This window comes from Shinella sp. R2-11 (genome assembly GCF_055330205.1).
The window spans coordinates 112,769-132,297 of record NZ_JBVAPC010000005.1 but is presented as its reverse complement, the minus strand read 5'-3'; the positions used below and the strand labels follow the sequence as shown (position 1 = coordinate 132,297).

Genomic DNA, 19,529 nt, shown 5'->3' with positions numbered 1-19,529 from the left:
TCGGGGCGCTCATCAGCCGCCTATCCTGATCGCCTGTTCTGAATACACGCGATCCCGCCAGCCACGCGCTGCGGACTTCCAGACCCCTTCAACATGCCAGCGGATGAAGAGCCATGAGCGCACCCCGTACCCTCTACGACAAGATTTTCGACGACCACATCGTCAGCCGCCAGGAAGACGGCACCTGTCTTCTCTACATCGACCGTCACCTCGTTCACGAAGTGACGTCTCCCCAGGCTTTCGAGGGCCTGCGCATGGCCGGCCGCAAGGTCCGCGCGCCGGAGAAGACGCTCGCCGTCGTCGACCATAACGTCCCCACCTCGCCGGATCGCCACCAGGGCATCAAGAACGAGGAAAGCCGCATCCAGGTCGAGGCGCTCGCCAACAACGCCGCGGAATTCGGCGTCGAATATTATTCGGAAAAGGATGTCCGCCAGGGCATCGTGCACATCGTCGGCCCCGAGCAGGGCTTTACCCTGCCCGGCATGACCATCGTCTGCGGCGACAGCCACACCTCCACGCACGGCGCCTTCGGCGCGCTGGCGCACGGCATCGGCACGTCCGAGGTGGAACATGTCCTCGCCACCCAGACGCTGATCCAGAAGAAGGCGAAGAACATGCTGGTGCGCGTCGACGGGAAGCTTCCCGAAGGCGTGACGGCCAAGGACATCATCCTCGCCATCATCGGCGAGATCGGTACGGCCGGCGGCACCGGCCACGTCATCGAGTTCGCCGGCGAAGCCATCCGCTCGCTGTCGATGGAAGGCCGCATGACGATCTGCAACATGACGATCGAAGGCGGCGCCCGCGCCGGCCTCATCGCCCCCGACGAGACGACCTTCGAATACATCAAGGACAAGCCGCGCGCGCCGAAGGGCAAGGCGCTGGAAATGGCGCTCGAATACTGGAAGACGCTCTACACTGAAGACGGTGCGCATTTCGACCGCGTCGTCGTGCTGGATGCCGCCAACCTGCCGCCGATCGTCTCCTGGGGCTCCTCGCCGGAAGACGTCGTCTCCGTTGAGGGCGTCGTGCCGAACCCGGACGATATCGAGGACGAGACCAAGCGGTCGTCCAAGTGGCGCGCCCTTGATTACATGGGCCTGAAGCCGGGCACCAAGATCACCGACATCGCCATCGACCGCGTCTTCATCGGCTCGTGCACCAACGGCCGCATCGAGGACCTGCGCGCCGTTGCCGCCGTCGTCGAGGGCAAAAAGGTTGCCTCCACCGTCAACGCCATGATCGTCCCGGGCTCCGGCCTCGTGAAGGAGCAGGCCGAGCGGGAAGGCCTCGACAGGATCTTCAAGGAAGCCGGCTTCGACTGGCGCGAGCCGGGCTGCTCCATGTGCCTTGCCATGAACGACGACCGCCTGAAGCCGGGCGAGCGCTGCGCCTCCACCTCGAACCGCAACTTCGAGGGCCGCCAGGGCTTCAAGGGCCGCACGCACCTCGTCTCCCCCGCCATGGCCGCCGCCGCCGCCATTGCCGGTCATTTCGTGGATATCCGCGACTGGCAGTAAGCCGGACGCCCGCCGACATGATAAGAGGCCGGGAGCTTGCTCCCGGCCTCTTCGTTTTAGGAGTTTCCCCATGAAGCAGCTTCTCCTGCTCCGCCACGCCAAGTCCGCCTGGCCGGACGGCATCCCCGACCACGACCGCCCCCTCGCCGACCGCGGCCGCCGCGACGCTCCCCGCATGGGCGCCTACATGGCCGCAACGGGCCTCCAGCCGGATTTCGCGTTGATCTCCTCCGCACGGCGCACGCAGGAGACATGGGCGCTGGTGGAACCGGTGCTCGCGAAGCCATGCCCCGCCCGCACGGTGCCGTCGATCTACGAGGCCGAGCCCGAGGCCATCCTCGCGGCGATCCATGACGCATCGGCGGAAAGCGAACGGCTGCTCGTCATCGGCCACAATCCCGGCTTCGAAGAACTCGCGAGGCTGCTTGCGCCTTTCGGGGATGCCGATGCGATTAGCCGGCTAATGATGAAATTCCCAACGGCTGGTCTTGCCGTGATTGCACTGGACATCGAGCGCTGGGTCGAAGCCGGACCCGGCAAGGGCCGCCTCGAATCCTTCATCACGCCGAAGACGCTCCCGTAAGAGACACGGCCGTCTCAGACATGATGGAAAGATTGGCCAAGGCCGCCTTCAGCTTGTTTACAAACCTCGCGTCACCCGCCGCCGTCATCCTCGGCCTTGTGCCGAGGATCCGCCAACGCATTGAAAAATCGAGACGTTGCAGATGCTCGGGACAGGCCCGAGCATGACGGAAGAGAGTTTTTCCACTTTGTCAGCAGTCTGAAGGGTGGCCAAGGTCTCTCCTTTTGCCGCCTCAGAACGTCGCCGTCATCGGGTCCGGCCCGATGCGCCTGCCGTCCTTTTCCAGCGTCGCGAAGGTTGCCATGTCCTCGTCGTCGAGCTTGAAGTCGAAGACCTTGAAGTTCTCCGCGATGCGCGAGGGCGTCACCGATTTCGGGATGACCACCAGCCCGTTGTCGATGTGCCAGCGGGTGATGACCTGCGCGGGCGTGCGGGCGTGTTTTGCCGCGACCCTGGCGACGACCGGGTTTTCCAGCAGCGTGCCCTGGCCGAGCGGGCTCCAGGACTGGGTGACGATGCGGTGCTTGTCGTGATAGGCGCGGGCCTCCTTCTGCGGGAAGTCCGGATGCAGCTCGATCTGGTTGATGACGGGGGTCACGCCCGTTTCGTCGATCAGGCGCTGAAGGTGCTCGGGATAGAAGTTGGAGACGCCGATGGAGCGGGCGCGGCCTTCCTTCTGGAGCTGGATGAAGGCCTTCCAGGTTGCCACATACTGGTCGCGCTTCGGCGCCGGCCAGTGGATGAGGTAGAGGTCGACATAGTCGGTGCCGAGGCGCTTGAGGCTGGCATCGAAGGCCTTCAGCGTTGCGTCGTAACCCTGATCGGAATTCCAGAGCTTCGTCGTGAGGAAGATTTCGGAGCGGGCGACGCCGGAGGCGCGGATGCCCTCGCCGACGCCTTCCTCGTTCTCGTAGATCGCCGCCGTGTCGACATGGCGGTAGCCGGTGGCGAGCGCCGCCTTGACGGCGGTCACGGCCGTCTCGTTCGGGGTCTGCCAGACGCCGAGGCCGACCTGGGGAATGCTGTTGCCGTCGTGAAACAGGATTGTCGGTTGTTCGCTCATCAGAATGTCTCCATGAAAAGGGATGGCGTGCTTGAACCCGAAGGGCTTCCCGTGGCGCCTTGCAGCCCGGCGACGGTCGAGGCTGATATAGGCGCGCCATACGTCATTTCAAAGAACACGGAGGACGGTTCCGCGCCGGAGATAGGGAAGGATGCGCAGCATGTCGCGCCGGGCGATGGCGACGCATCCCGCCGTCGGCTCGTAGCCGGGGCGGATGAGGTGGAAGAAGATCGCGGAGCCGGCATTGCGCCTGCGCGCGGTCACGTTCCAGTCGAGCACGAGGCAGATGTCGTAGAGTTCGTCCTTGCGCGCCAGTTCCTCGTGGCTCTGCCTGAAGGGCGCGTCGACAGGCCTGTTGTAGCTCGGATGCTTCGGTTCATCGCACCAGAGCATGGACGGGCGGATGCGCTTCATCGGAAGCGCGGTTTTCGGCAGGGACAGGCGGTCGCCGCGCGTAAAGCCGGAAAGGAGCGGCATCGCCGCGATGGGGGTCGCGCCATCTCCCTCTCGCTTGCGGCTCGTGCGGCCCGAGCGGCCGATGGCGGCGGGAATGCGCAGCGGTCCCACTTGCACGATGGCACGGGTCTTGCTGCCCGGCGCGGGGCGCACGAGGATCGTCTTCACGCAATGTTCAGGAGATGTGATCCGGTTCATTTCCGTCCGCCATATTCGCGCCATGCGGCAACCTGATCGGCTAAGCCACAGGCGGGCTTGCCAAAAGCGCCAGTTCCCTTACTTTCCAGAGGAATGCCGAGAGGTAAAGCATGACATCCCGCACCATCCTTCTTGTCGACGACGACAACGACCTTCGCGAGACGCTCGTCGAGCAGCTTTCGCTCTACGAGGAATTCGCGACGCTCGAGGAAACGACCGCCGGCAAGGGCATCCAGACGGCGCGCAGCAACCAGATCGACCTCCTCATCATGGATGTCGGCCTGCCCGACATGGACGGCCGCGAGGCGGTGAAGCTCTTGCGCAAGGGCGGCTTCAAGGCGCCGATCATCATGCTGACGGGCCACGATACCGATTCGGACACGATTCTCGGCCTGGAAGCCGGCGCCAATGACTATGTGACGAAGCCCTTCCGCTTCGCCGTGCTGCTCGCGCGTATCCGCGCGCAGCTTCGCCAGCACGAGAGCAGCGAGGACGCCACCTTCACCGTCGGCCCCTATACGTTCAAGCCCGGCCAGAAACTGCTGACGCTGGAAAACGGCCAGAAGATCCGCCTTACCGAGAAGGAGGCGGCGATCATCCGCTATCTCTACCGCGCCGACCAGAAGGTGGTGACACGCGACGTGCTTCTCGAAGAGGTCTGGGGTTACAATTCCGGCGTAACGACCCATACGCTGGAAACCCATGTCTACCGTCTTCGCCAGAAGATCGAGCGGGACCCTTCCAATGCGGAGATTCTCGTGACAGAGAACGGCGGGTACAAGATCGTACCGTAATCAGTAAGGAGCGCCCGACGTGGCTCTCAGCGACGACATCGCTCTTCTCTCCCGCGTGCCGCTCTTCGCCGGCCTTTCCGACGACAAGCTGCGGCTGATGGCCTTCGGCGCCGAGCGCCGGCGGCTGGTGGAGGGGCAGACGCTGTTTCGCGAGGGGACGTCCGCCGACTGCGGCTTCGTCGTCGCCGACGGGTCGTTCCTGTTGACCGCGACGCTTCGCGACGGCACGACGCGCGAGGAGGGCACGGCCACGGCCGGCACGCTGCTCTCCGAGCTTGCGATGATCTCCGCCGTCGAGCGGAAATATACGGCGGTGGCGCTGGAGGACAGCGAGGTCATCCGCATCAACCGCCCGCTCTTCCGCCGCATGCTGGAGGAATATCCGGACGTCGCCGTGCTGGTCGATGCGCGCATCCGCGAAAACCTTGCGGCGATGATCACCCGGATGCGGGGGCTGGCGGGGCGGTTTGCCTGAGGCTCCGTAGCGGGCTGGATTGGCCCCTCACCCTCACCCTCTCCCCGCAAGCGGGGAGAGGGGACTTGCCCCACGCGATATTCGAGATTCGGGAAACCGGCGCGTCATATCTCCTTCTCCCCGCAGCCAAGGAGAAGGTGGCCGGCAGGCCGGATGAGGGGCGGCATCCGCGGCGATCTCCTTATCCGAAGACGCTGGCGCGAAAACCTCCCGCAAGCCCCCCTCAGAAATCGAATTCCGCGATGACCGGCACATGGTCGGACGGCCGTTCCCAGCCGCGGGCCTCGCGGATCACCGAAATGCCGGTGAGGTGCGGATCGAGGTCGGCGGAGGACCAGATATGGTCGAGGCGGCGGCCCTTGTTGGCGGCCTGCCAGTCGGCCGAGCGGTAGCTCCACCACGTATAGAGCTTCTCCTCCGCCGGCACCTTGCGGCGCATCAGGTCCACCCAGGCGCCCTTGGTCATCACGTCAATCAGGCCTTCGGTCTCGACGGGTGTGTGGCTGACGATCTTCAGGAGCTGCTTGTGCGACCAGACGTCATGCTCCAGCGGCGCGATGTTGAGGTCGCCGACGAGGATGGAGGAGATGCCGGCCTCCGCCTCCGCATGCAGCAGCTTCATCTCCTCGATGAAATCGAGCTTGTGGCCGAATTTCGGGTTGATCGTGCGATCCGGCTCGTCACCGCCGGCCGGCACATAGAAATTGTGCAGGCGGATCGACTTGCCGCGGTGGTGGAAGACCACCGAGACATGTCGCGCATCGCCGACGCCGCAATAGTCGCGCCGCTCGACCAGCTCGGTCAGCGGCAGGCGGGAGACCGTGGCGACGCCGTGATAGCCCTTCTGGCCATGCATGACGATATGCTCGTAGCCGAGCGCCTTCAGCGGCTTGGAAGGGAACTGGTCGTTCGGGCACTTCGTCTCCTGCAGGCACAGGACGTCAGGCGAATAGGTCTTGAGGAAATGCTCGACGAGCGGCATGCGCAGCCGCACCGAGTTGATGTTCCATGTCGCGATCGAAAGTGTCATGCCGGCCCCCGGAAAATCGTTCGGCCCGTCAGGCGGGCCGGTCGGGGTGTCTTAAAGCACGTCGCGCGGTTCTGTGCAGCCGTTTTGCGGCAACGGCACGCGAAAAATGAGCGATCCCGGACGCAGGCGCGCCGGAACTACCGGGCGCCGCGGTTGCGGATTTCCTCATAGGGGATGGCGAAGACCTTGTCGTCGAGCGGCACGCCGGTCTTGACGTTGAAGATCATCACGGAGGTATCCTTGCCCTGCGCGTCGGTGATCGTCCACTGGCGCAGGTCGTAGGTCTTCGGATCGAACATCATGGTGATGGTCGAATCGCCGAACATGCTCTTGTCGCCGAGGATGATGGTCGTCAGGTCCGCCTCTTCCTTCACGCCGCGCACCATCTTGGTGGAAAGGTCGATCTTGTTGCCGAGCAGGAGGTTCAGCGGCGTCTTGGAGAGCGGGTAGATGTCCCAGGTCTTGAGCTTGCGGTTGCCGATGACGACCGACTTGCCGTCGGCGATCACGCGCATCGGCGAGGGATCCTCGTAGTTGAAGCGGATCTTGCCGGGACGGTCGATATAGAACTTGCCGCCGGTCTGCTCGCCGCGCGGGCCGAACTGCACGAATTCTCCCATCATCGTCTTTACCGAGGCGAAGTGATCGGCGATCTTTTGCGCGGTGCCGCTCGCCTGTGCGGAGGCGGGCGCTGGCGAAAGCACCGAAAGGCCGGCCGCGAGCGTGAGGGCCACGAGGCTGGTGAAGCCGCGGCGGGTCATGGAGGCGGTCGCGCGACCGTTTGCGGATCGGATCATGTCGGTCTCCTTCATGCGTCTGTCATGCGAGCCAAACGCGGCGCCATAATGGCACTGGCCCGAAGAGCATTTCCGCTTTTCCCCGAAACGCGAAAATGCCCTCTTCTTTCCGTTTTCCCGCAAGGTTGCTACGCACTCTTGCCGGAATTGCTCAACGCGAGACGTGCCGGTTCAAACGCTGCGGAAGGCCCTGCGTTCCCGGTCATCGTCCCGAAATTTCGTCTTCCGTCGGCACGAGGATCTCGCGCTTGCCGGCGTGGTTGGCGGGGCCGATCAGGCCCTCCTTCTCCATGCGCTCGATCAGCGAGGCGGCGCGGTTGTAGCCGATGCCGAGGCGGCGCTGGATATAGGAGGTGGAGGCCTTGCCGTCGCGCAGCACCACGGCCACCGCCTGGTCGTAGGGATCGTCCGAATCGTCGAGGTTCGCGGTGCCGGCCGGGCCATGGCCGCCCTCGCCGTCCTCGTCGTCGTCCTCGGTGATGGCGTCGAGATATTGCGGCGCCCCTTGCGTCTTCAGATGGGCGACGACGGCCTCGACCTCGTGGTCGGAGACGAAGGGCCCGTGCACGCGCTGGATGCGCCCGCCGCCGGCCATGTAGAGCATGTCGCCCATGCCGAGGAGCTGTTCGGCGCCCTGCTCGCCGAGGATGGTGCGGCTGTCGATCTTCGAGGTCACCTGGAAGGAGATGCGCGTCGGGAAGTTCGCCTTGATCGTGCCGGTGATGACGTCGACGGACGGACGCTGCGTCGCCATGATGACGTGGATGCCGGCGGCGCGCGCCATCTGGGCGAGCCGCTGCACGGCGCCCTCGATGTCCTTGCCGGCGACCATCATCAGGTCGGCCATCTCGTCGATGATGACGACGATATAGGGCATCGGCTGGAGGTCGAATTCCTCCGTCTCGTAGATCGCCTCGCCGGTCTGGCGGTCGAAGCCGGTCTGCACGGTGCGGGTGATCGTCTCGCCCTTGGCGAGCGCCTGCTCGACGCGGCTGTTGAAGCCGTCGATGTTGCGCACGCCGATCTTCGACATCTTCTTGTAGCGCTCCTCCATCTCGCGCACCGTCCACTTGAGGGCGACGACGGCCTTCTTCGGATCGGTGACGACGGGGGAGAGGAGATGCGGGATGCCGTCATAGACGGAGAGTTCCAGCATCTTCGGGTCGATCATGATCAGGCGGCACTGTTCCGGCTTCAGGCGGTAGAGCAGCGAGAGGATCATGGTGTTGATGGCGACCGACTTGCCCGAGCCGGTGGTGCCGGCAACGAGGAGGTGCGGCATCTTGGCGATGTCGGTGATGACCGGCTCGCCGCCGATCGTCTTGCCGAGCGCCATGGCGAGGCGGGCCTTCGAGGTCTCGAAATCGCGGCTGGCGATGAGCTCGCGCAGGAAGACGGTCTCGCGGCTCTGGTTCGGCAATTCGATGCCGATGGCATTGCGGCCCGGCACGACGGCGACGCGGGCGGCGATCGCGCTCATCGAGCGGGCGATGTCGTCGGCAAGGCCGATGACGCGGGAGGATTTGATGCCGGGCGCCGGCTCCAGCTCGTAGAGCGTGACGACCGGGCCGGGGCGCACATGGATGATCTCGCCCTTGACGCCGAAATCCTCCAGCACGCCTTCCAGCATGCGGGCGTTCTGCTCCAGTGCGTCGGCGGAAAGCGTCGCGTCGCGCACCTGGCCCTTCGGCTCGGCGAGCAGGTGGATCGGCGGAAGCTGGAAGCCGTCCGGGCCGACGAAGGAGGTCTGCGCCTCGCGGTCGACACGCTGGCCGGGCTTCGGCCTTGCGGCGGGGGCGACGACACGGGCGCCGGGGACGGGCGGCGCCTCGCGGGCCGGCGCGCGGCGCGGCGCCCAGTCGGCGGCGATGTCGTCGGCGTCCTCGTCCGGCAGGATGCCGCTCGGACGGGAGAGCGGCTCGTCGTCCATGTCGAAGGGCAGGTCGTCGTCGTCGAGCGAGATCGACGGCGCGGCGACGGCGCGGCGGCCGTCCATGGAGGGTTCGACGCGCTCGGCGGTGCGGCTCGCGGCGCGGGCGCGCACCGGCTCGTTCAGCGTGCCGAACTCGTCCTCGTTGAAATCGTAGGGCTGCTCGATGCCGCGCGCCTTGCGGCGCTGGCTGGAGAGGCCGAAGATGCGGCGAACGCGCGCCTGCCCGGTGTACCAGGCATGGGTCATCGCGCCGGCAAGCACCGTGAGCGGGCCTTCGCGCTCCTCGTCCTCGTCGTCTTCCTCGGCGACGGCGCGGGCGCGGCTCTGGGCCTGCACCGGCGTGAAGTCGTCCTCGTCGTCGGCCGGGGCGGCACCGACGAGGCCGGCGCTGAACACCATCAGCCAGACGGCGGGAACCGCGATGATGCAGCCGATGACGGTCGCGAACATGCCGGTGGGATAGGCGCCGGTGAAGAGGGCGGGGAAGCGCAGGATCATGTCGCCGAAGACGCCGCCGAGGCCGGTCGGCAGCGGCCAGGTCACCGGGCCCGGCACGCAGGCGAGCGCGGCGGAGGCGAGGATCGCGCCGCCGAGCCAGGCGACCGCGCGCTGGGGAATGCGGTGGAAGCGCCGGCCGCTCACCATCGCCAGCCCCCAGGCGACGACCGGCAGCAGCGCGATGACGCTGGCAAGGCCGAAGAACTGCATGAAGAGATCGGCGAAGACGGCGCCGGGATAGCCGAGGATGTTCTTCGGCTCACCCCCCGAGGCATAGGAGAGGCTGGGATCGGAGACGTTCCAGGTGGATAGCGCGGCGATTGCGAGCGCGAGGCCGGCGAAGATGCCGAGCCCGGCGAGGACCTGTATCTGCCGCAAGACGAATGCCGACAGAACGAAACGGTCGTGACGGTTGTCCAGTCCTGCCGAAATGCTTCTGCTCATGGTTCCAGCCTGTGCCCACACAAGGAAAATCGCGGCGATCCGCATGATTCGCGGAAGTGCCTGACTGCGAACCCTACGAAGGAAGGTTTAATGGCATGTTAACCATGCGGTGCCGCATCATGGTTTCCGCGGCGTAAACGAAAAAGGCCCGGACCGAAGTCCGGGCCAGGGGCGGATATGGCAAGCCATATCCGCGACGGGTTGTTGTGCGGCGGCCGGGCGGGCCGCCGCGAAATGCTTACGAATGGTAGGCCGCTTCGCCGTGGGACGAGAGGTCGAGACCCTCGCGCTCGGCTTCGACGGCCACGCGCAGGCCGACGATCATGTCGACGATCTTGTAGAGGATCGCCGAGCCGATGCCGCACCACAGGATGGTGACGATGACCGACTTGATCTGGATCCAGACCTGGGCGCCCATCGTGATGCCTTCGGCATAGCCGACGCCGCCCAGCGAGGTCGCGGCGAAGATGCCTGAGCCGATGGCGCCGACAATGCCGCCGACGCCGTGCACGCCGAAGACGTCCGCGGTGTCGTCATAGCCGAACTTGTTCTTCACGACGGAGACGAAGAAGTAGCACAGGCCCGAGGCGATCGCGCCGAGGACGATCGCGCCGACCGGGCCGACGGCGCCGGCTGCCGGTGTGACGGCTACGAGGCCGGCAATGACGCCGGAGGCCGCGCCCAGCATGGAGGCCTTGCCGCGGGCGACGGTTTCGATGACGCACCAGGCGACGACCGCGCCGGCCGTTGCGGTGAAGGTGTTGATCATGGCGAGACCGGCCACGCCGTTGGCGGCGGCGGCCGAACCTGCGTTGAAGCCGTACCAGCCGACCCACAGCATGGACGCGCCGACCATGGTGAGCGTCATGGAGTGCGGGGCCATCATGTCCTTGCCGAAGCCCGTGCGCTTGCCGACCATGAGCGCGCCGACGAGACCGGCCACACCGGCATTGATGTGAACCACGGTGCCGCCTGCAAAGTCGATCGCACCCCAGTCCCACATCAGCGCGCCGTCACCCGACCAGACCATGTGGGCCATCGGGAAGTAGACGAAGGTGACCCAGAGGATGCAGAAGAGCACGACGGCCGAGAACTTGATGCGCTCGGCGAAGGCGCCGACGATCAGCGCCGGCGTGATGCAGGCGAAGGTCATCTGGAAGGCGATGAAGACGTATTCCGGGATGGAGCCGGAGACGCTGTCGGGCGTCACGCCGGCAAGGAACAGCTTTTCGAAGCCGCCGACGAAGGTGTTGAGGCCGCCGCCGTTGGAGAAGGCGAGGCTGTAGCCGTAGACGACCCAGACGATCATGATCGCGGCGGAGACGACGAGGCACTGCATGAGGACGGACAGCATGTTCTTGCTGCGCACGAGGCCGCCGTAGAACAGGGCGAGGCCCGGCAGGATCATGAAGAGCACGAGGACGGTGGATGTCAGCATCCAGGCGGTATCGCCGGAATTGATCGCGGCCTCGGCTGCGGCCGGTGCCGCCTCGGTTGCCGTTTCCGTTGCTTCCTGGGCAAAGGCCGCCACCGGTGCCAAAAGGCCGGTCGCGGCGATGCCGACGCGGGTAAGTGTGTTGATAATGGAATTGGACGACATTTAAGAATGCTCCCTGACAGGCCGTTTGCTTAAAGGGCTTCGGAATCGGTTTCGCCGGTGCGGATGCGCACGGCATGGTCGATCGAGTAGACGAAGATCTTGCCGTCCCCGATCTGGCCGGTCTTGGCGGCCGACGCGATCGCCTCGACGGCCTTGTCGACGACGTCGCCCGGCACGGCGATCTCGATCTTCAGTTTTGGCAGGAAGCTGACGGCATATTCGGTGCCGCGATAGATTTCCGTATGCCCCTTCTGGCGGCCGTAACCCTTCACCTCGGTCACGGTCAGGCCCTGGATGCCGACGGCGGTGAGGGCTTCGCGCACCTCGTCGAGTTTGAACGGCTTGATAATGGCCATTACGATTTTCATCTGGTTTCCCATCCTTCGTGCTTGTCCCCCAGCCGGGGCCATCTCGTTGGCCGTTGACAGCGCAACGACTGGAGATACACATTCAAGGGGCGTGCCAGATTCGAATGCCTTGGCTAATTCTTTGAAATAAAAGCAATAAAAATGACGAGCATGCTGCAGCGCAAAAAATCGCCGCCGCATATGCCTAAAAAATAGTCGTCAATGAAATAGTGCGTAAAATTTATTCAGTTGCCTTTTTCCGAATCAGCCCTTCCTGGGCGACGGAGGCAATGAGGGTGCCGGAGCGGGTGTAGATCGCGCCGCGCGTCATGCCGCGCCCGCCGAAGGCCGAGGGGCTGTCCTGGCTGTAGAGCAGCCAGTCGTCGAGGACCGGCGGGCGATGGAACCACATGGCATGGTCGAGGCTCGCCACCTGCAGCGAGCGGTCGAGCACCGAGGTGCCGTGGGCGAAGAGCGAGGTGTCGAGCAGCGTCATGTCGGAGAGATAGGCGAGCACCGCCGCCTGCAGGCGGCGGTCGGCGGGCACGGGGCCGGTGGTGCGCACCCAGATATTCTGGTGCGGGTCCAGCTTCTGCGAGGAAAGGTAGTGCGCGAGCGAGACCGGGCGCAGCTCGATGGGGCGCGGGCGCTCCCAGTAGGCGCGGATATGCGGCGGGGCGGCGGCCATGAACTTCGCCTTCAGCTCCGCCTCGCCGATGAGCTTTTCCGGCGGCGGCACGTCGGGCATCGCCGTCTGGTGCTCGAAGCCGTCCTCGTCGTCCTGGAAGGAGGCGGTCATGAAATAGATCGGCCGGTCGTGCTGGATGGCGACGACGCGGCGCGTGGCGAAGGAGCCGCCGTCGCGGATATTCTCCACGTCGTAGATGATCGGGATGGAGGGATCGCCCGGCCGCACGAAATAGGCGTGCAGCGAATGCACGAAGCGGTTCTCCTCCTCCACCGTGCGCGTGGCGGCGACGAGCGCCTGGCCGACCACCTGCCCGCCGAACACCCGCTGCCAGCCGACCTGCGGGCTCTGGCCGCGGAAGAGGCGGGTTTCCAGCCGCTCGAGGTCGAGCGTTTCGAGAAGGGCATCCATGGCGGGATTGGCGGTCTGGCGCGACATTTGGACGTGGTTCCTCTCTTGGACCCGAGGTAGGAAAGCGTTTCCTCCTCCTCTATATAGGGGAAGGAAAGACCTCAAGCGCCGTGGAGACCGCCATGCCCGAAGCCCAGATGCTCGACGTCCTCGTCGCCGGCGGCGGCTATGTCGGCCTGTCGCTGGCCGTCGCCGTCAAGAAGGCCGCGCCGCACCTCGCCGTCGAGGTGGTGGACGGCGCGCCGGACCATGCCTGGCGCAAGGACGAGCGCGCCTTCGCCATCGTCGCCGCCGCGCGCAACCTCCTCGACGTGCTCGGCATCTGGAACGGGATCGAGCCCGAGGCCGAGCCGATCCGCCGCATGGTCATCACCGATTCGCGCACGGCCGATCCCGTCCGCCCCGTCTTCCTCACCTTCGAGGGCGCCGGATCCGGCGATGACGGCCAGCCCTTCGCCCATATGGTGCCGAACCGCGCCATCACCGCCGGCCTGCTCAAGCAGGCGGAAGCGCTTGGCGTCACGATCCGCTGGTCCACCTCGGTGGAGGGCTTTTCCACCGGCCAGCATGCCACGACCGTCAGCCTCTCCGACGGCACGGAACGTTCGACGCGCCTCCTCGTCGCCTGCGACGGCGTGCGCTCGAAACTGCGCGACATGGCCGGTATCAAGACGGTGCGCTTCGACTATGGCCAGTCCGGCATCGTCACCACCGTCCAGCACGAGCGCCCGCACGAGGGCACGGCGGAGGAGCACTTCCTGCCCGCCGGTCCCTTCGCCACCCTGCCGCTTACCGGCAACCGCTCCTCGCTGGTCTGGACCGAGCGCACGGAAGACGCACGCCGCCTCGTAGAGAGCGACGACCTCGTCTTCGAGGAGGAGCTGGAGCGCCGCTTCGGCCACAAGCTCGGCGCGTTGAAGGTCGTCGACGGCCGCCGCGCCTTCCCGCTCGGCCTGACGCTCGCCCGCGCCTTCGTCGCTCCGCGCTTTGCCCTTGCGGGCGACGCCGCGCACGGCATCCACCCGATTTCCGGCCAGGGCCTCAATCTCGGCTTCAAGGATGTGGCGGCGCTGGCCGAGACCATCGTGGAAGCCGACCGCCTCGGCCTCGATATCGGGGCCGTCTCGGTGCTGGAGCGTTACGAGACCTGGCGCCGCTTCGACACGGTGCGCATGGGCATGACCACCGACGTCCTCAACCGCCTCTTCTCCAACGACGTGACGCCGCTGCGCGTGCTGCGCGACGTCGGCCTCGGCGTCGTCGACCGCCTGCCCGGCCTCAAATCCTTCTTCATCCGCCAGGCCGAGGGCACCACGGGCGGAAACCATCCGCGCATGCTGGTGGGACAGCCGATCTGACAGGCGTCAGCCGCAGGGGCCTGCCCTCCGAGAAGGCCGGCGCGCCCTGTATTGCGCCGTGCTCGCACCGGCGCCCCACCCAACGACGTCATCCTCGGACTTGACCCTAGGATGACGAATGAGCGGTTTGTGAGTGTATGGCGAGGCGAGAGCGTGCCCCGCCTCAGTCCTTGATCTCCCGCGCCTCCGAGATCAGCATGATCGGAATCCCGTCGCGGATCGGGTAGGCGAGCCTCGCCTTTTCGGAGACGAGCTCGCCGGATTTTGCGTCATAGGTCAGCCGCCCCTTGGTCAGCGGACAGACGAGGAGTTCGAGCAGTTTCGGATCGACGCGGCTGGTACTGGCATCCATGGGCGGGTCCTATTGCAACCGCGTATCGACGTCGCCATAGCTGCGCGCCAAGACGATCTCGGTGATCGCGATCAGCGTTTCCGCCCGCGTCTTGAGGTCCGGCGCCTCCAGCAATGCCTGTTTTTCCGCCGGGCCGTAGGGCGACATCATCGCCATGGAGTTGACCAGCGTCATGTTGCTGGCGCGCTCCACGCTCTCCCAGTCCGCCTCCAGCTTGTTGGCGTCGAGATAGGCCTTGAAGGCGGAAAGCAGCGCCTCGCGGTCGACGCTCTGTTCGTCGTCGCCGGCCGAAAGGTCGGTGATGAAGGGGGCGATGCGGAAGCTGCGATAGGACTTGCCGCTCCGCACCTCCTCCAGCAACCGGTAGCGGCAGATGCCGGTGAGCGAGACGATGTAGCGCCCGTCCCCGGTCTCGGCGAAGGAGGTGATGCGGCCGAGGCAGCCGACCTGGCAGAGCGCGGGCATCTCGCCCGCCGGCTCTTCCGCGCGGTGCTCGCCGAAGGCCGGCTGCACCATGCCGACCAGCCGGTGCGAGGCCAGCGCATCGTCGAACATGGAAAGATAGCGCGGCTCGAAGATGTTGAGCGGTAGCTGGCCGCCGGGCAGGAGCAGCGCACCCGTCAGCGGAAAGACGGGAATGGCCTCGGGCAGGTCCTCCGGCTTCAGATAACGCGCATTTCCCACCTGCATGGCATTGCCTTCCCAATTCGCGGCGCGGCGAAACATCTCCCGCCCCTCGTCAGCGCGCCCTTTCCCGAATGTGGGGTAGGCGCGGCGTTTCTCAAGGGACGCCGCGCCCGTGGCCCTGAAAAAAGGCTCAGGAGAACAGGATCGACGACAGCTTGCGGCGGGCGGCGATCGTCGCCGGGTCCTTGGGACCCCAGACGTCGAAGAACTGCAGCAGCTCGCGGCGCGCGCCGTCGTCCTCGAAGGCGCGGTCGCGCTTCATGATATGGAGGAGATGGTCGGCCGCCGCCTGGCGGTCGCCCTCCACATTGCGGATCTTGGCAAGGTTCAGCCGCGCGGCGTGATCGTCCGGGTCCAGCGCAAGCGCCTGTTCGAGCGCGGCCGGATCGCCGAGCTTGCGGGCCTCCTCGATCTGGTCGAGCTTCCTGGCGACCGCCGCGATGGCCGGGTCGGCGGCAAGTGCCTCCGGCAGGTTGGCGAGCGCCTGGCGGGCATTGTCCGGCTGGCCGACGGCGATCATGCATTCGGCGATGCCGGCAAGCGCCGGGGCGTTCTCCGGATCGGCCTGCAGCAGCGCGCCGTAGAGATCGGCGGCGCCGGCAAGGTCGCCCGCGTCGAACAGCGTCCTGGCCTCCGCGAGCATTGCCTCGATCTCGGCCTTCTCGTCCGCGCCGGCCGGGCCGGCCACCTTGTCGATGAACTCGCGGATCTGGCTTTCCGGCACCGCGCCCATGAAGCCGTCCACCGGCCGGCCGCCGACGAAGGCGATGACGGCGGGAATGGACTGGATGCCGAGCTGGCCGGGAATGGAGGGATGGTCGTCGATGTTGAGCTTGACGAGCTTCACCCGGCCGGCGCCCTCGCGCACGACCTTCTCGATGAGCGGCTGGAGCTGCTTGCACGGGCCGCACCAGGGCGCCCAGAAATCGACGAGGACCGGCTGATGGCGCGAAGCCTCCAACACGTCGCGCGAGAAGTTCGCCGTCGTCGTGTCCCTGATCAGGTCATCCGCCGGTGCCGCCCCGCCATAGTTCGCCGAAACGTTCATCTGTCCGCCATAGGACGATGCATAGGGGTTGTCGCCTGCACTCATGGGTCTCTCCTGTGGCGCATGGCGCCATCAAACGCGTGTCTGTGCCCAAAATCGTATGTCAGGCCGTGACTTTCAAGACAAGCGGCTCGTGTCCCGTCGCCTCGATGAAGCGCAGCAGGTCCTTCGAGCCGATCGAGGTGGTGGCGTCGTTGCGCAGCGGGTGGCAGTTGATCGTGTCGAAGGCCATCAGGTCCTCGTCGATGATGATCTTCACGTTCTTCCCCGCGTCGTTGAAGACGCCGAAGGCGGTGACGGCGCCGGGAATGACGCCGAGATATTCCATCAGCTTCTCCGGCTTGCCGAAGGAGACCCGGCTTGCCGCGCCGATCACGGAATGGATGGTCTTCAGGTCCACCGTCGCATGTTCCTCGACGGTCATCAGGAAGTAATTGTCCTTCTTGTCCTTCACGAAGAGGTTCTTCGTATGGCCGCCGGGGATCTCGTCGCGCAGCGCGACGGATTCGGCGACGGTGAAGACAGGGGCATGTTCCTTCGTCGTATGGGCGATGCCCAGCCCGTCGAGAAACTGAAAGAGATCCTTGTCCGTCTTCGGCTGCGCTTCGCTCATGTCCTGTTCCTGCCATGTTGGTCCCGTCCGCTGATAGGGCTTCGACCGCCCGTGCGCAACCACCTGAAAAACCGGGGCTCGGAAAGGGACCGCAATTTTTTCTTCGAATTCCGACATTTCCCTGTTGCATTTGAAAATGGCTTGCGTCATATACCGCCCGTCGCCGCAACGCAGCGACCTTCGGCCACAGACTACCCCAGGCCGTCGACGATGAGCGGGTGTAGCTCAGGGGTAGAGCACAACCTTGCCAAGGTTGGGGTCGAGCGTTCGAATCGCTTCACCCGCTCCATTCTCTCCAAAGTTTTCGAAGCCTCGATTCGCCGGGGCTTTTGTGTTTCTGGACCTGCCTCAAGGGTGGTCAGTCGGTCGGTTATGTCGAGCGGTTCTCCGCGCGCCAGGTGGCTGGGCTCTGCGTGGTGACCCGGCGGAATTCGCGGTTGAAGTTCGATTTGGTCTGGAAACCGGATTCGAGCATGGCCGCGGTCACGGGCATGTCGGTCTCGCGCAGCAGCCGGCAGGCCTCGGTGATGCGGAAATCGTTGATGTATTGCGAGACGTTCTTGCCGGCGAGGCGGTTGATCGCGCCGGAAATCTGACGGCCCGGCACGCCTGCCCGGCGGGCGAGGCGCGCGAGCGTCAGGTTGTCGTCACGAAAAAGCTTCTGCTCCTTCAGCAGCCGGTCGACGCGTTCGAGCACGTCGCGATCGCGCTCGGCCGCGGCGACGTCCTCTTCCGTTTCCTCCGAAGGCGCCGATGGGACATGCGCGCGCGCGGCCACCGTCGCGGTGAGGCCGACGAGGAGGGGGCCGAGCAGATTGGCGTTGCTGACGATCATCGGCACGTCTTCCGCATAGCCCCATTCGATTGCGAGAAGCACGGCGATATCGAAGGAGGCGGAAAGGCAGAGCGCGAAAGCCGCGATGAGAAGGGCCTTGTGGGCCCCGGCGGCGCCATCGAGCCGGGCCGCGTCCAGCCCGTCGGGGCCGGCATGCGCCAGCCGCAGGAGGATGACGGCATAACCGACGAAGATGGCGACCAGCGCACCGTCGATGAACCCCGGCGCCAGGACCAGGAGGGCGACGATGACCAGCGGCGGGGCGATGTTCAACCAGCGGATATCCGCCCGGTCGCGATGGATGAGGCTCTGGAAGCTCGCCAGGGCCAGCGGCGGCAGGCCGCCCGCAAGGACGGGCAGGACGAACCGGATGGCCGTCACGTCATAGCCCCAGCGCAGGCCGACGGCGATCGACTGCAGGACGCAGAGTCCGATCAGCGCGAGAAACGGCCGATTGCCGACCTCCTGCCGGCGCAGCAGCGCGACGAAGCGCAGGAAAAGCAGGAGCGCGATGACGAAGGGCAGGGGAACGAAGAGCACGGAGGGACACGGGGGCGATCGGTTGGCGTTGGCGGCCATCATGATCCGGATCGCGATCCAGGGCGACCTCAAACACGATCGAGGACGCGGCGGCGGACGATCGGGGCGAGGATTTCCCGGTCAAATGCAACCGAACGAGGTCTTCATGTTCGTCCGCTCCCTGTTTTCCTCCCTTCTGCTTGCCGTTGTGGCGGCAGCATCTGCTCATGCCGCGGAGGTCGGCGTCCGCACTCTCGACATGCCCGCTCCCGAACGGAACCGGGATATCCGCGTCACCGTCTGGTATCCCGCCGGCGCCGGCGGCACGCCGACCCTGATCGGCGACAACCAATTGTTCAAGGGCGCGCCGGCACGCGAAAACGCACCCGTCGCGGATGGCCGCTTTCCCCTCGTGCTGCTCTCCCATGGTTCGGGCGGGCGCGTCGAGGCCATGAGCTGGCTCGCGGCGGCACTCGCCGAAGCCGGCTTCATCGTCGCCGGGCCGAACCATCCCGGCACGACGAGCGGCGATTCGACCCCGGCGGCGACGCCGCGGATCTGGGAGCGCACCGCCGACCTCTCCGCCCTGATCGACGGGTTTTCGGCCGATGCCGGTTGGCGCGCGGCGATCGATACGGCGCGGATCGGCATCGTCGGCTTCTCGCTGGGCGGGGCGGCCGCCATGGAAATCGCCGGCGCGCGTGCCGATCTCGAAGCCTATGCCCGCTATTGCGACGGCTACGGGAAGTGGGATTGCGCGTGGTTCACCGGCGGCCGGGGTTATGTCGACGACGCGCCGGTGACGGTGGAGAAGGTCGATCTACGCAAGCTCGACAGGGTGCGCTTCGAGCAGTCCAACCTCGATCCGCGCGTGCGCTCGGTGGTGGCCGTCGATCCGGGACTGGCGCAGGCCTATGTCGCCGACAGCCTGAAGGCGGTCGCCATTCCGCTCGCGTTCATCAATCTCGGCAGCCCGGGCACGATTCCCGAGGCGGTGATTTCCGACAGGCTTGCGGCGCTGGTTCCCCATTCTACCTATGCGGCGGTGGCGGAGGCCGGGCATTTCAGCTTCCTGCCGGAATGCAAGCAAGGCGGCGCCGCGCTGCTGAAATCGCTCGGCGAGGTCGATCCGATCTGCGAGGACCCCGGCAAACGCCCGCGTGGCGATATCCACGCGGAGCTGAAGCGGCTGATCGTCGAGGCGCTCCAGCGCAGCCTCAAAGCATCGTTCTGATCATGAAACAGAAAAGGCCGGCAACCGCTTTCGGCTGCCGGCC

Annotated in this window: 19 protein-coding genes and 1 tRNA gene; 7 read left to right on the top strand and 13 right to left on the bottom strand. The window is 65.8% G+C overall.

Annotated elements, in window-relative coordinates:
- Positions 1-113: 113 nt before the first annotated feature.
- Both leuC and ACZ1A1_RS14865 read left to right on the top strand, forming a co-directional pair.
- Entirely contained in the window at positions 114-1,523 is a 1,410-nt protein-coding gene (gene leuC, locus ACZ1A1_RS14870; RefSeq protein ID WP_463620506.1) for a 3-isopropylmalate dehydratase large subunit, read from the top strand.
- A gap of 70 nt (positions 1,524-1,593) precedes the next feature.
- A complete protein-coding gene (locus ACZ1A1_RS14865; protein WP_463620505.1) occupies positions 1,594-2,106 on the top strand; it encodes a SixA phosphatase family protein in 513 nt (170 codons plus the stop codon).
- Between the two features lie 232 nt (positions 2,107-2,338).
- On the opposite strand, the gene ACZ1A1_RS14860 is transcribed toward ACZ1A1_RS14865, so the two are convergent.
- Both ACZ1A1_RS14860 and ACZ1A1_RS14855 read right to left on the bottom strand, forming a co-directional pair.
- Positions 2,339-3,169, bottom strand: coding sequence for an aldo/keto reductase (locus tag ACZ1A1_RS14860; RefSeq protein WP_463620504.1), 831 nt, complete (start codon positions 3,167-3,169; stop codon positions 2,339-2,341).
- Positions 3,170-3,277: 108 nt separating this feature from the next.
- Entirely contained in the window at positions 3,278-3,823 is a 546-nt protein-coding gene (locus ACZ1A1_RS14855; protein ID WP_463620503.1) for a L,D-transpeptidase family protein, read from the bottom strand.
- A gap of 110 nt (positions 3,824-3,933) precedes the next feature.
- Here ACZ1A1_RS14855 and ACZ1A1_RS14850 point away from each other — a divergent pair, with 110 nt between their 5' ends.
- Together ACZ1A1_RS14850 and ACZ1A1_RS14845 are read left to right on the top strand one after the other, a co-directional pair.
- Entirely contained in the window at positions 3,934-4,617 is a 684-nt protein-coding gene (locus ACZ1A1_RS14850) for a response regulator transcription factor (RefSeq protein ID WP_119257820.1), read from the top strand.
- Between the two features lie 19 nt (positions 4,618-4,636).
- Positions 4,637-5,092, top strand: coding sequence for a cyclic nucleotide-binding domain-containing protein (locus ACZ1A1_RS14845; RefSeq protein ID WP_313194792.1), 456 nt, complete (start codon positions 4,637-4,639; stop codon positions 5,090-5,092).
- 223 nt (positions 5,093-5,315) lie between these two features.
- Here ACZ1A1_RS14845 and ACZ1A1_RS14840 read toward each other — a convergent pair whose 3' ends face one another.
- From ACZ1A1_RS14840 to tesB, 6 genes are all read right to left on the bottom strand, one after another.
- Positions 5,316-6,122, bottom strand: a complete 807-nt coding sequence (locus ACZ1A1_RS14840; protein WP_463620502.1) for an exodeoxyribonuclease III — start codon at positions 6,120-6,122, stop codon at positions 5,316-5,318.
- A gap of 137 nt (positions 6,123-6,259) precedes the next feature.
- Positions 6,260-6,919: an outer membrane lipoprotein carrier protein LolA gene (locus tag ACZ1A1_RS14835; RefSeq protein WP_415215170.1), complete on the bottom strand. Its 660-nt coding sequence runs from the start codon at positions 6,917-6,919 to the stop codon at positions 6,260-6,262.
- Positions 6,920-7,121: 202 nt separating this feature from the next.
- Entirely contained in the window at positions 7,122-9,794 is a 2,673-nt protein-coding gene (locus ACZ1A1_RS14830; RefSeq protein ID WP_463620501.1) for an FtsK/SpoIIIE family DNA translocase, read from the bottom strand.
- Positions 9,795-10,032: 238 nt separating this feature from the next.
- Positions 10,033-11,394, bottom strand: coding sequence for an ammonium transporter (locus tag ACZ1A1_RS14825; protein ID WP_463620500.1), 1,362 nt, complete (start codon positions 11,392-11,394; stop codon positions 10,033-10,035).
- Positions 11,395-11,423: 29 nt separating this feature from the next.
- Positions 11,424-11,774: a P-II family nitrogen regulator gene (locus ACZ1A1_RS14820; RefSeq protein ID WP_064331794.1), complete on the bottom strand. Its 351-nt coding sequence runs from the start codon at positions 11,772-11,774 to the stop codon at positions 11,424-11,426.
- A gap of 208 nt (positions 11,775-11,982) precedes the next feature.
- Positions 11,983-12,867 carry an acyl-CoA thioesterase II gene (tesB, locus tag ACZ1A1_RS14815; RefSeq protein ID WP_463620499.1) on the bottom strand — a complete coding sequence of 295 codons (885 nt, stop codon included), beginning with the start codon at positions 12,865-12,867 and terminating at the stop codon, positions 11,983-11,985.
- A gap of 110 nt (positions 12,868-12,977) precedes the next feature.
- Here tesB and ACZ1A1_RS14810 point away from each other — a divergent pair, with 110 nt between their 5' ends.
- A complete protein-coding gene (locus ACZ1A1_RS14810) occupies positions 12,978-14,198 on the top strand; it encodes a ubiquinone biosynthesis hydroxylase (protein ID WP_463620638.1) in 1,221 nt (406 codons plus the stop codon).
- A 163-nt stretch (positions 14,199-14,361) separates the two neighbouring features.
- On the opposite strand, the gene ACZ1A1_RS14805 is transcribed toward ACZ1A1_RS14810, so the two are convergent.
- From ACZ1A1_RS14805 to ACZ1A1_RS14790, 4 genes are all read right to left on the bottom strand, one after another.
- Positions 14,362-14,550, bottom strand: a complete 189-nt coding sequence (locus ACZ1A1_RS14805; protein ID WP_313194785.1) for a Trm112 family protein — start codon at positions 14,548-14,550, stop codon at positions 14,362-14,364.
- A gap of 9 nt (positions 14,551-14,559) precedes the next feature.
- Entirely contained in the window at positions 14,560-15,240 is a 681-nt protein-coding gene (locus ACZ1A1_RS14800; protein WP_463620498.1) for an LON peptidase substrate-binding domain-containing protein, read from the bottom strand.
- 127 nt (positions 15,241-15,367) lie between these two features.
- On the bottom strand, positions 15,368-16,330 hold the full coding sequence (gene trxA / locus ACZ1A1_RS14795) for a thioredoxin (protein ID WP_463620497.1): 963 nt from the start codon (positions 16,328-16,330) through the stop codon (positions 15,368-15,370).
- Between the two features lie 58 nt (positions 16,331-16,388).
- The gene (locus tag ACZ1A1_RS14790) at positions 16,389-16,898 is read right to left on the bottom strand and encodes a prolyl-tRNA synthetase associated domain-containing protein (RefSeq protein WP_313194782.1); all 510 of its coding nucleotides are present in this window, start codon (positions 16,896-16,898) and stop codon (positions 16,389-16,391) included.
- 214 nt (positions 16,899-17,112) lie between these two features.
- On the opposite strand from ACZ1A1_RS14790, the gene ACZ1A1_RS14785 reads away from it, so the two are divergent.
- A tRNA-Gly gene (locus ACZ1A1_RS14785) sits at positions 17,113-17,187 on the top strand.
- An 81-nt stretch (positions 17,188-17,268) separates the two neighbouring features.
- Here ACZ1A1_RS14785 and ACZ1A1_RS14780 read toward each other — a convergent pair.
- Entirely contained in the window at positions 17,269-18,273 is a 1,005-nt protein-coding gene (locus ACZ1A1_RS14780) for a helix-turn-helix domain-containing protein (RefSeq protein WP_463620496.1), read from the bottom strand.
- 145 nt (positions 18,274-18,418) lie between these two features.
- On the opposite strand from ACZ1A1_RS14780, the gene ACZ1A1_RS14775 reads away from it, so the two are divergent.
- Positions 18,419-19,486, top strand: coding sequence for an alpha/beta hydrolase family protein (locus ACZ1A1_RS14775; RefSeq protein ID WP_463620495.1), 1,068 nt, complete (start codon positions 18,419-18,421; stop codon positions 19,484-19,486).
- Positions 19,487-19,529: the final 43 nt, after the last annotated feature.

Coding starts and splice junctions, on each gene's coding strand:
- leuC (WP_463620506.1), top strand. CDS start 114: ATGAGCGCACCCCGTACCCTCTACGACAAGATTTTCGACGACCACATC.
- ACZ1A1_RS14865 (WP_463620505.1), top strand. CDS start 1,594: ATGAAGCAGCTTCTCCTGCTCCGCCACGCCAAGTCCGCCTGGCCGGAC.
- ACZ1A1_RS14860 (WP_463620504.1), bottom strand. CDS start 3,169: ATGAGCGAACAACCGACAATCCTGTTTCACGACGGCAACAGCATTCCC.
- ACZ1A1_RS14855 (WP_463620503.1), bottom strand. CDS start 3,823: ATGAACCGGATCACATCTCCTGAACATTGCGTGAAGACGATCCTCGTG.
- ACZ1A1_RS14850 (WP_119257820.1), top strand. CDS start 3,934: ATGACATCCCGCACCATCCTTCTTGTCGACGACGACAACGACCTTCGC.
- ACZ1A1_RS14840 (WP_463620502.1), bottom strand. CDS start 6,122: ATGACACTTTCGATCGCGACATGGAACATCAACTCGGTGCGGCTGCGC.
- ACZ1A1_RS14835 (WP_415215170.1), bottom strand. CDS start 6,919: ATGATCCGATCCGCAAACGGTCGCGCGACCGCCTCCATGACCCGCCGC.
- ACZ1A1_RS14830 (WP_463620501.1), bottom strand. CDS start 9,794: ATGAGCAGAAGCATTTCGGCAGGACTGGACAACCGTCACGACCGTTTC.
- ACZ1A1_RS14825 (WP_463620500.1), bottom strand. CDS start 11,394: ATGTCGTCCAATTCCATTATCAACACACTTACCCGCGTCGGCATCGCC.
- ACZ1A1_RS14820 (WP_064331794.1), bottom strand. CDS start 11,774: ATGGGAAACCAGATGAAAATCGTAATGGCCATTATCAAGCCGTTCAAA.
- tesB (WP_463620499.1), bottom strand. CDS start 12,867: ATGTCGCGCCAGACCGCCAATCCCGCCATGGATGCCCTTCTCGAAACG.
- ACZ1A1_RS14810 (WP_463620638.1), top strand. CDS start 12,978: ATGCTCGACGTCCTCGTCGCCGGCGGCGGCTATGTCGGCCTGTCGCTG.
- ACZ1A1_RS14805 (WP_313194785.1), bottom strand. CDS start 14,550: ATGGATGCCAGTACCAGCCGCGTCGATCCGAAACTGCTCGAACTCCTC.
- ACZ1A1_RS14800 (WP_463620498.1), bottom strand. CDS start 15,240: ATGCAGGTGGGAAATGCGCGTTATCTGAAGCCGGAGGACCTGCCCGAG.
- trxA (WP_463620497.1), bottom strand. CDS start 16,330: ATGAGTGCAGGCGACAACCCCTATGCATCGTCCTATGGCGGACAGATG.
- ACZ1A1_RS14790 (WP_313194782.1), bottom strand. CDS start 16,898: ATGAGCGAAGCGCAGCCGAAGACGGACAAGGATCTCTTTCAGTTTCTC.
- ACZ1A1_RS14775 (WP_463620495.1), top strand. CDS start 18,419: ATGTTCGTCCGCTCCCTGTTTTCCTCCCTTCTGCTTGCCGTTGTGGCG.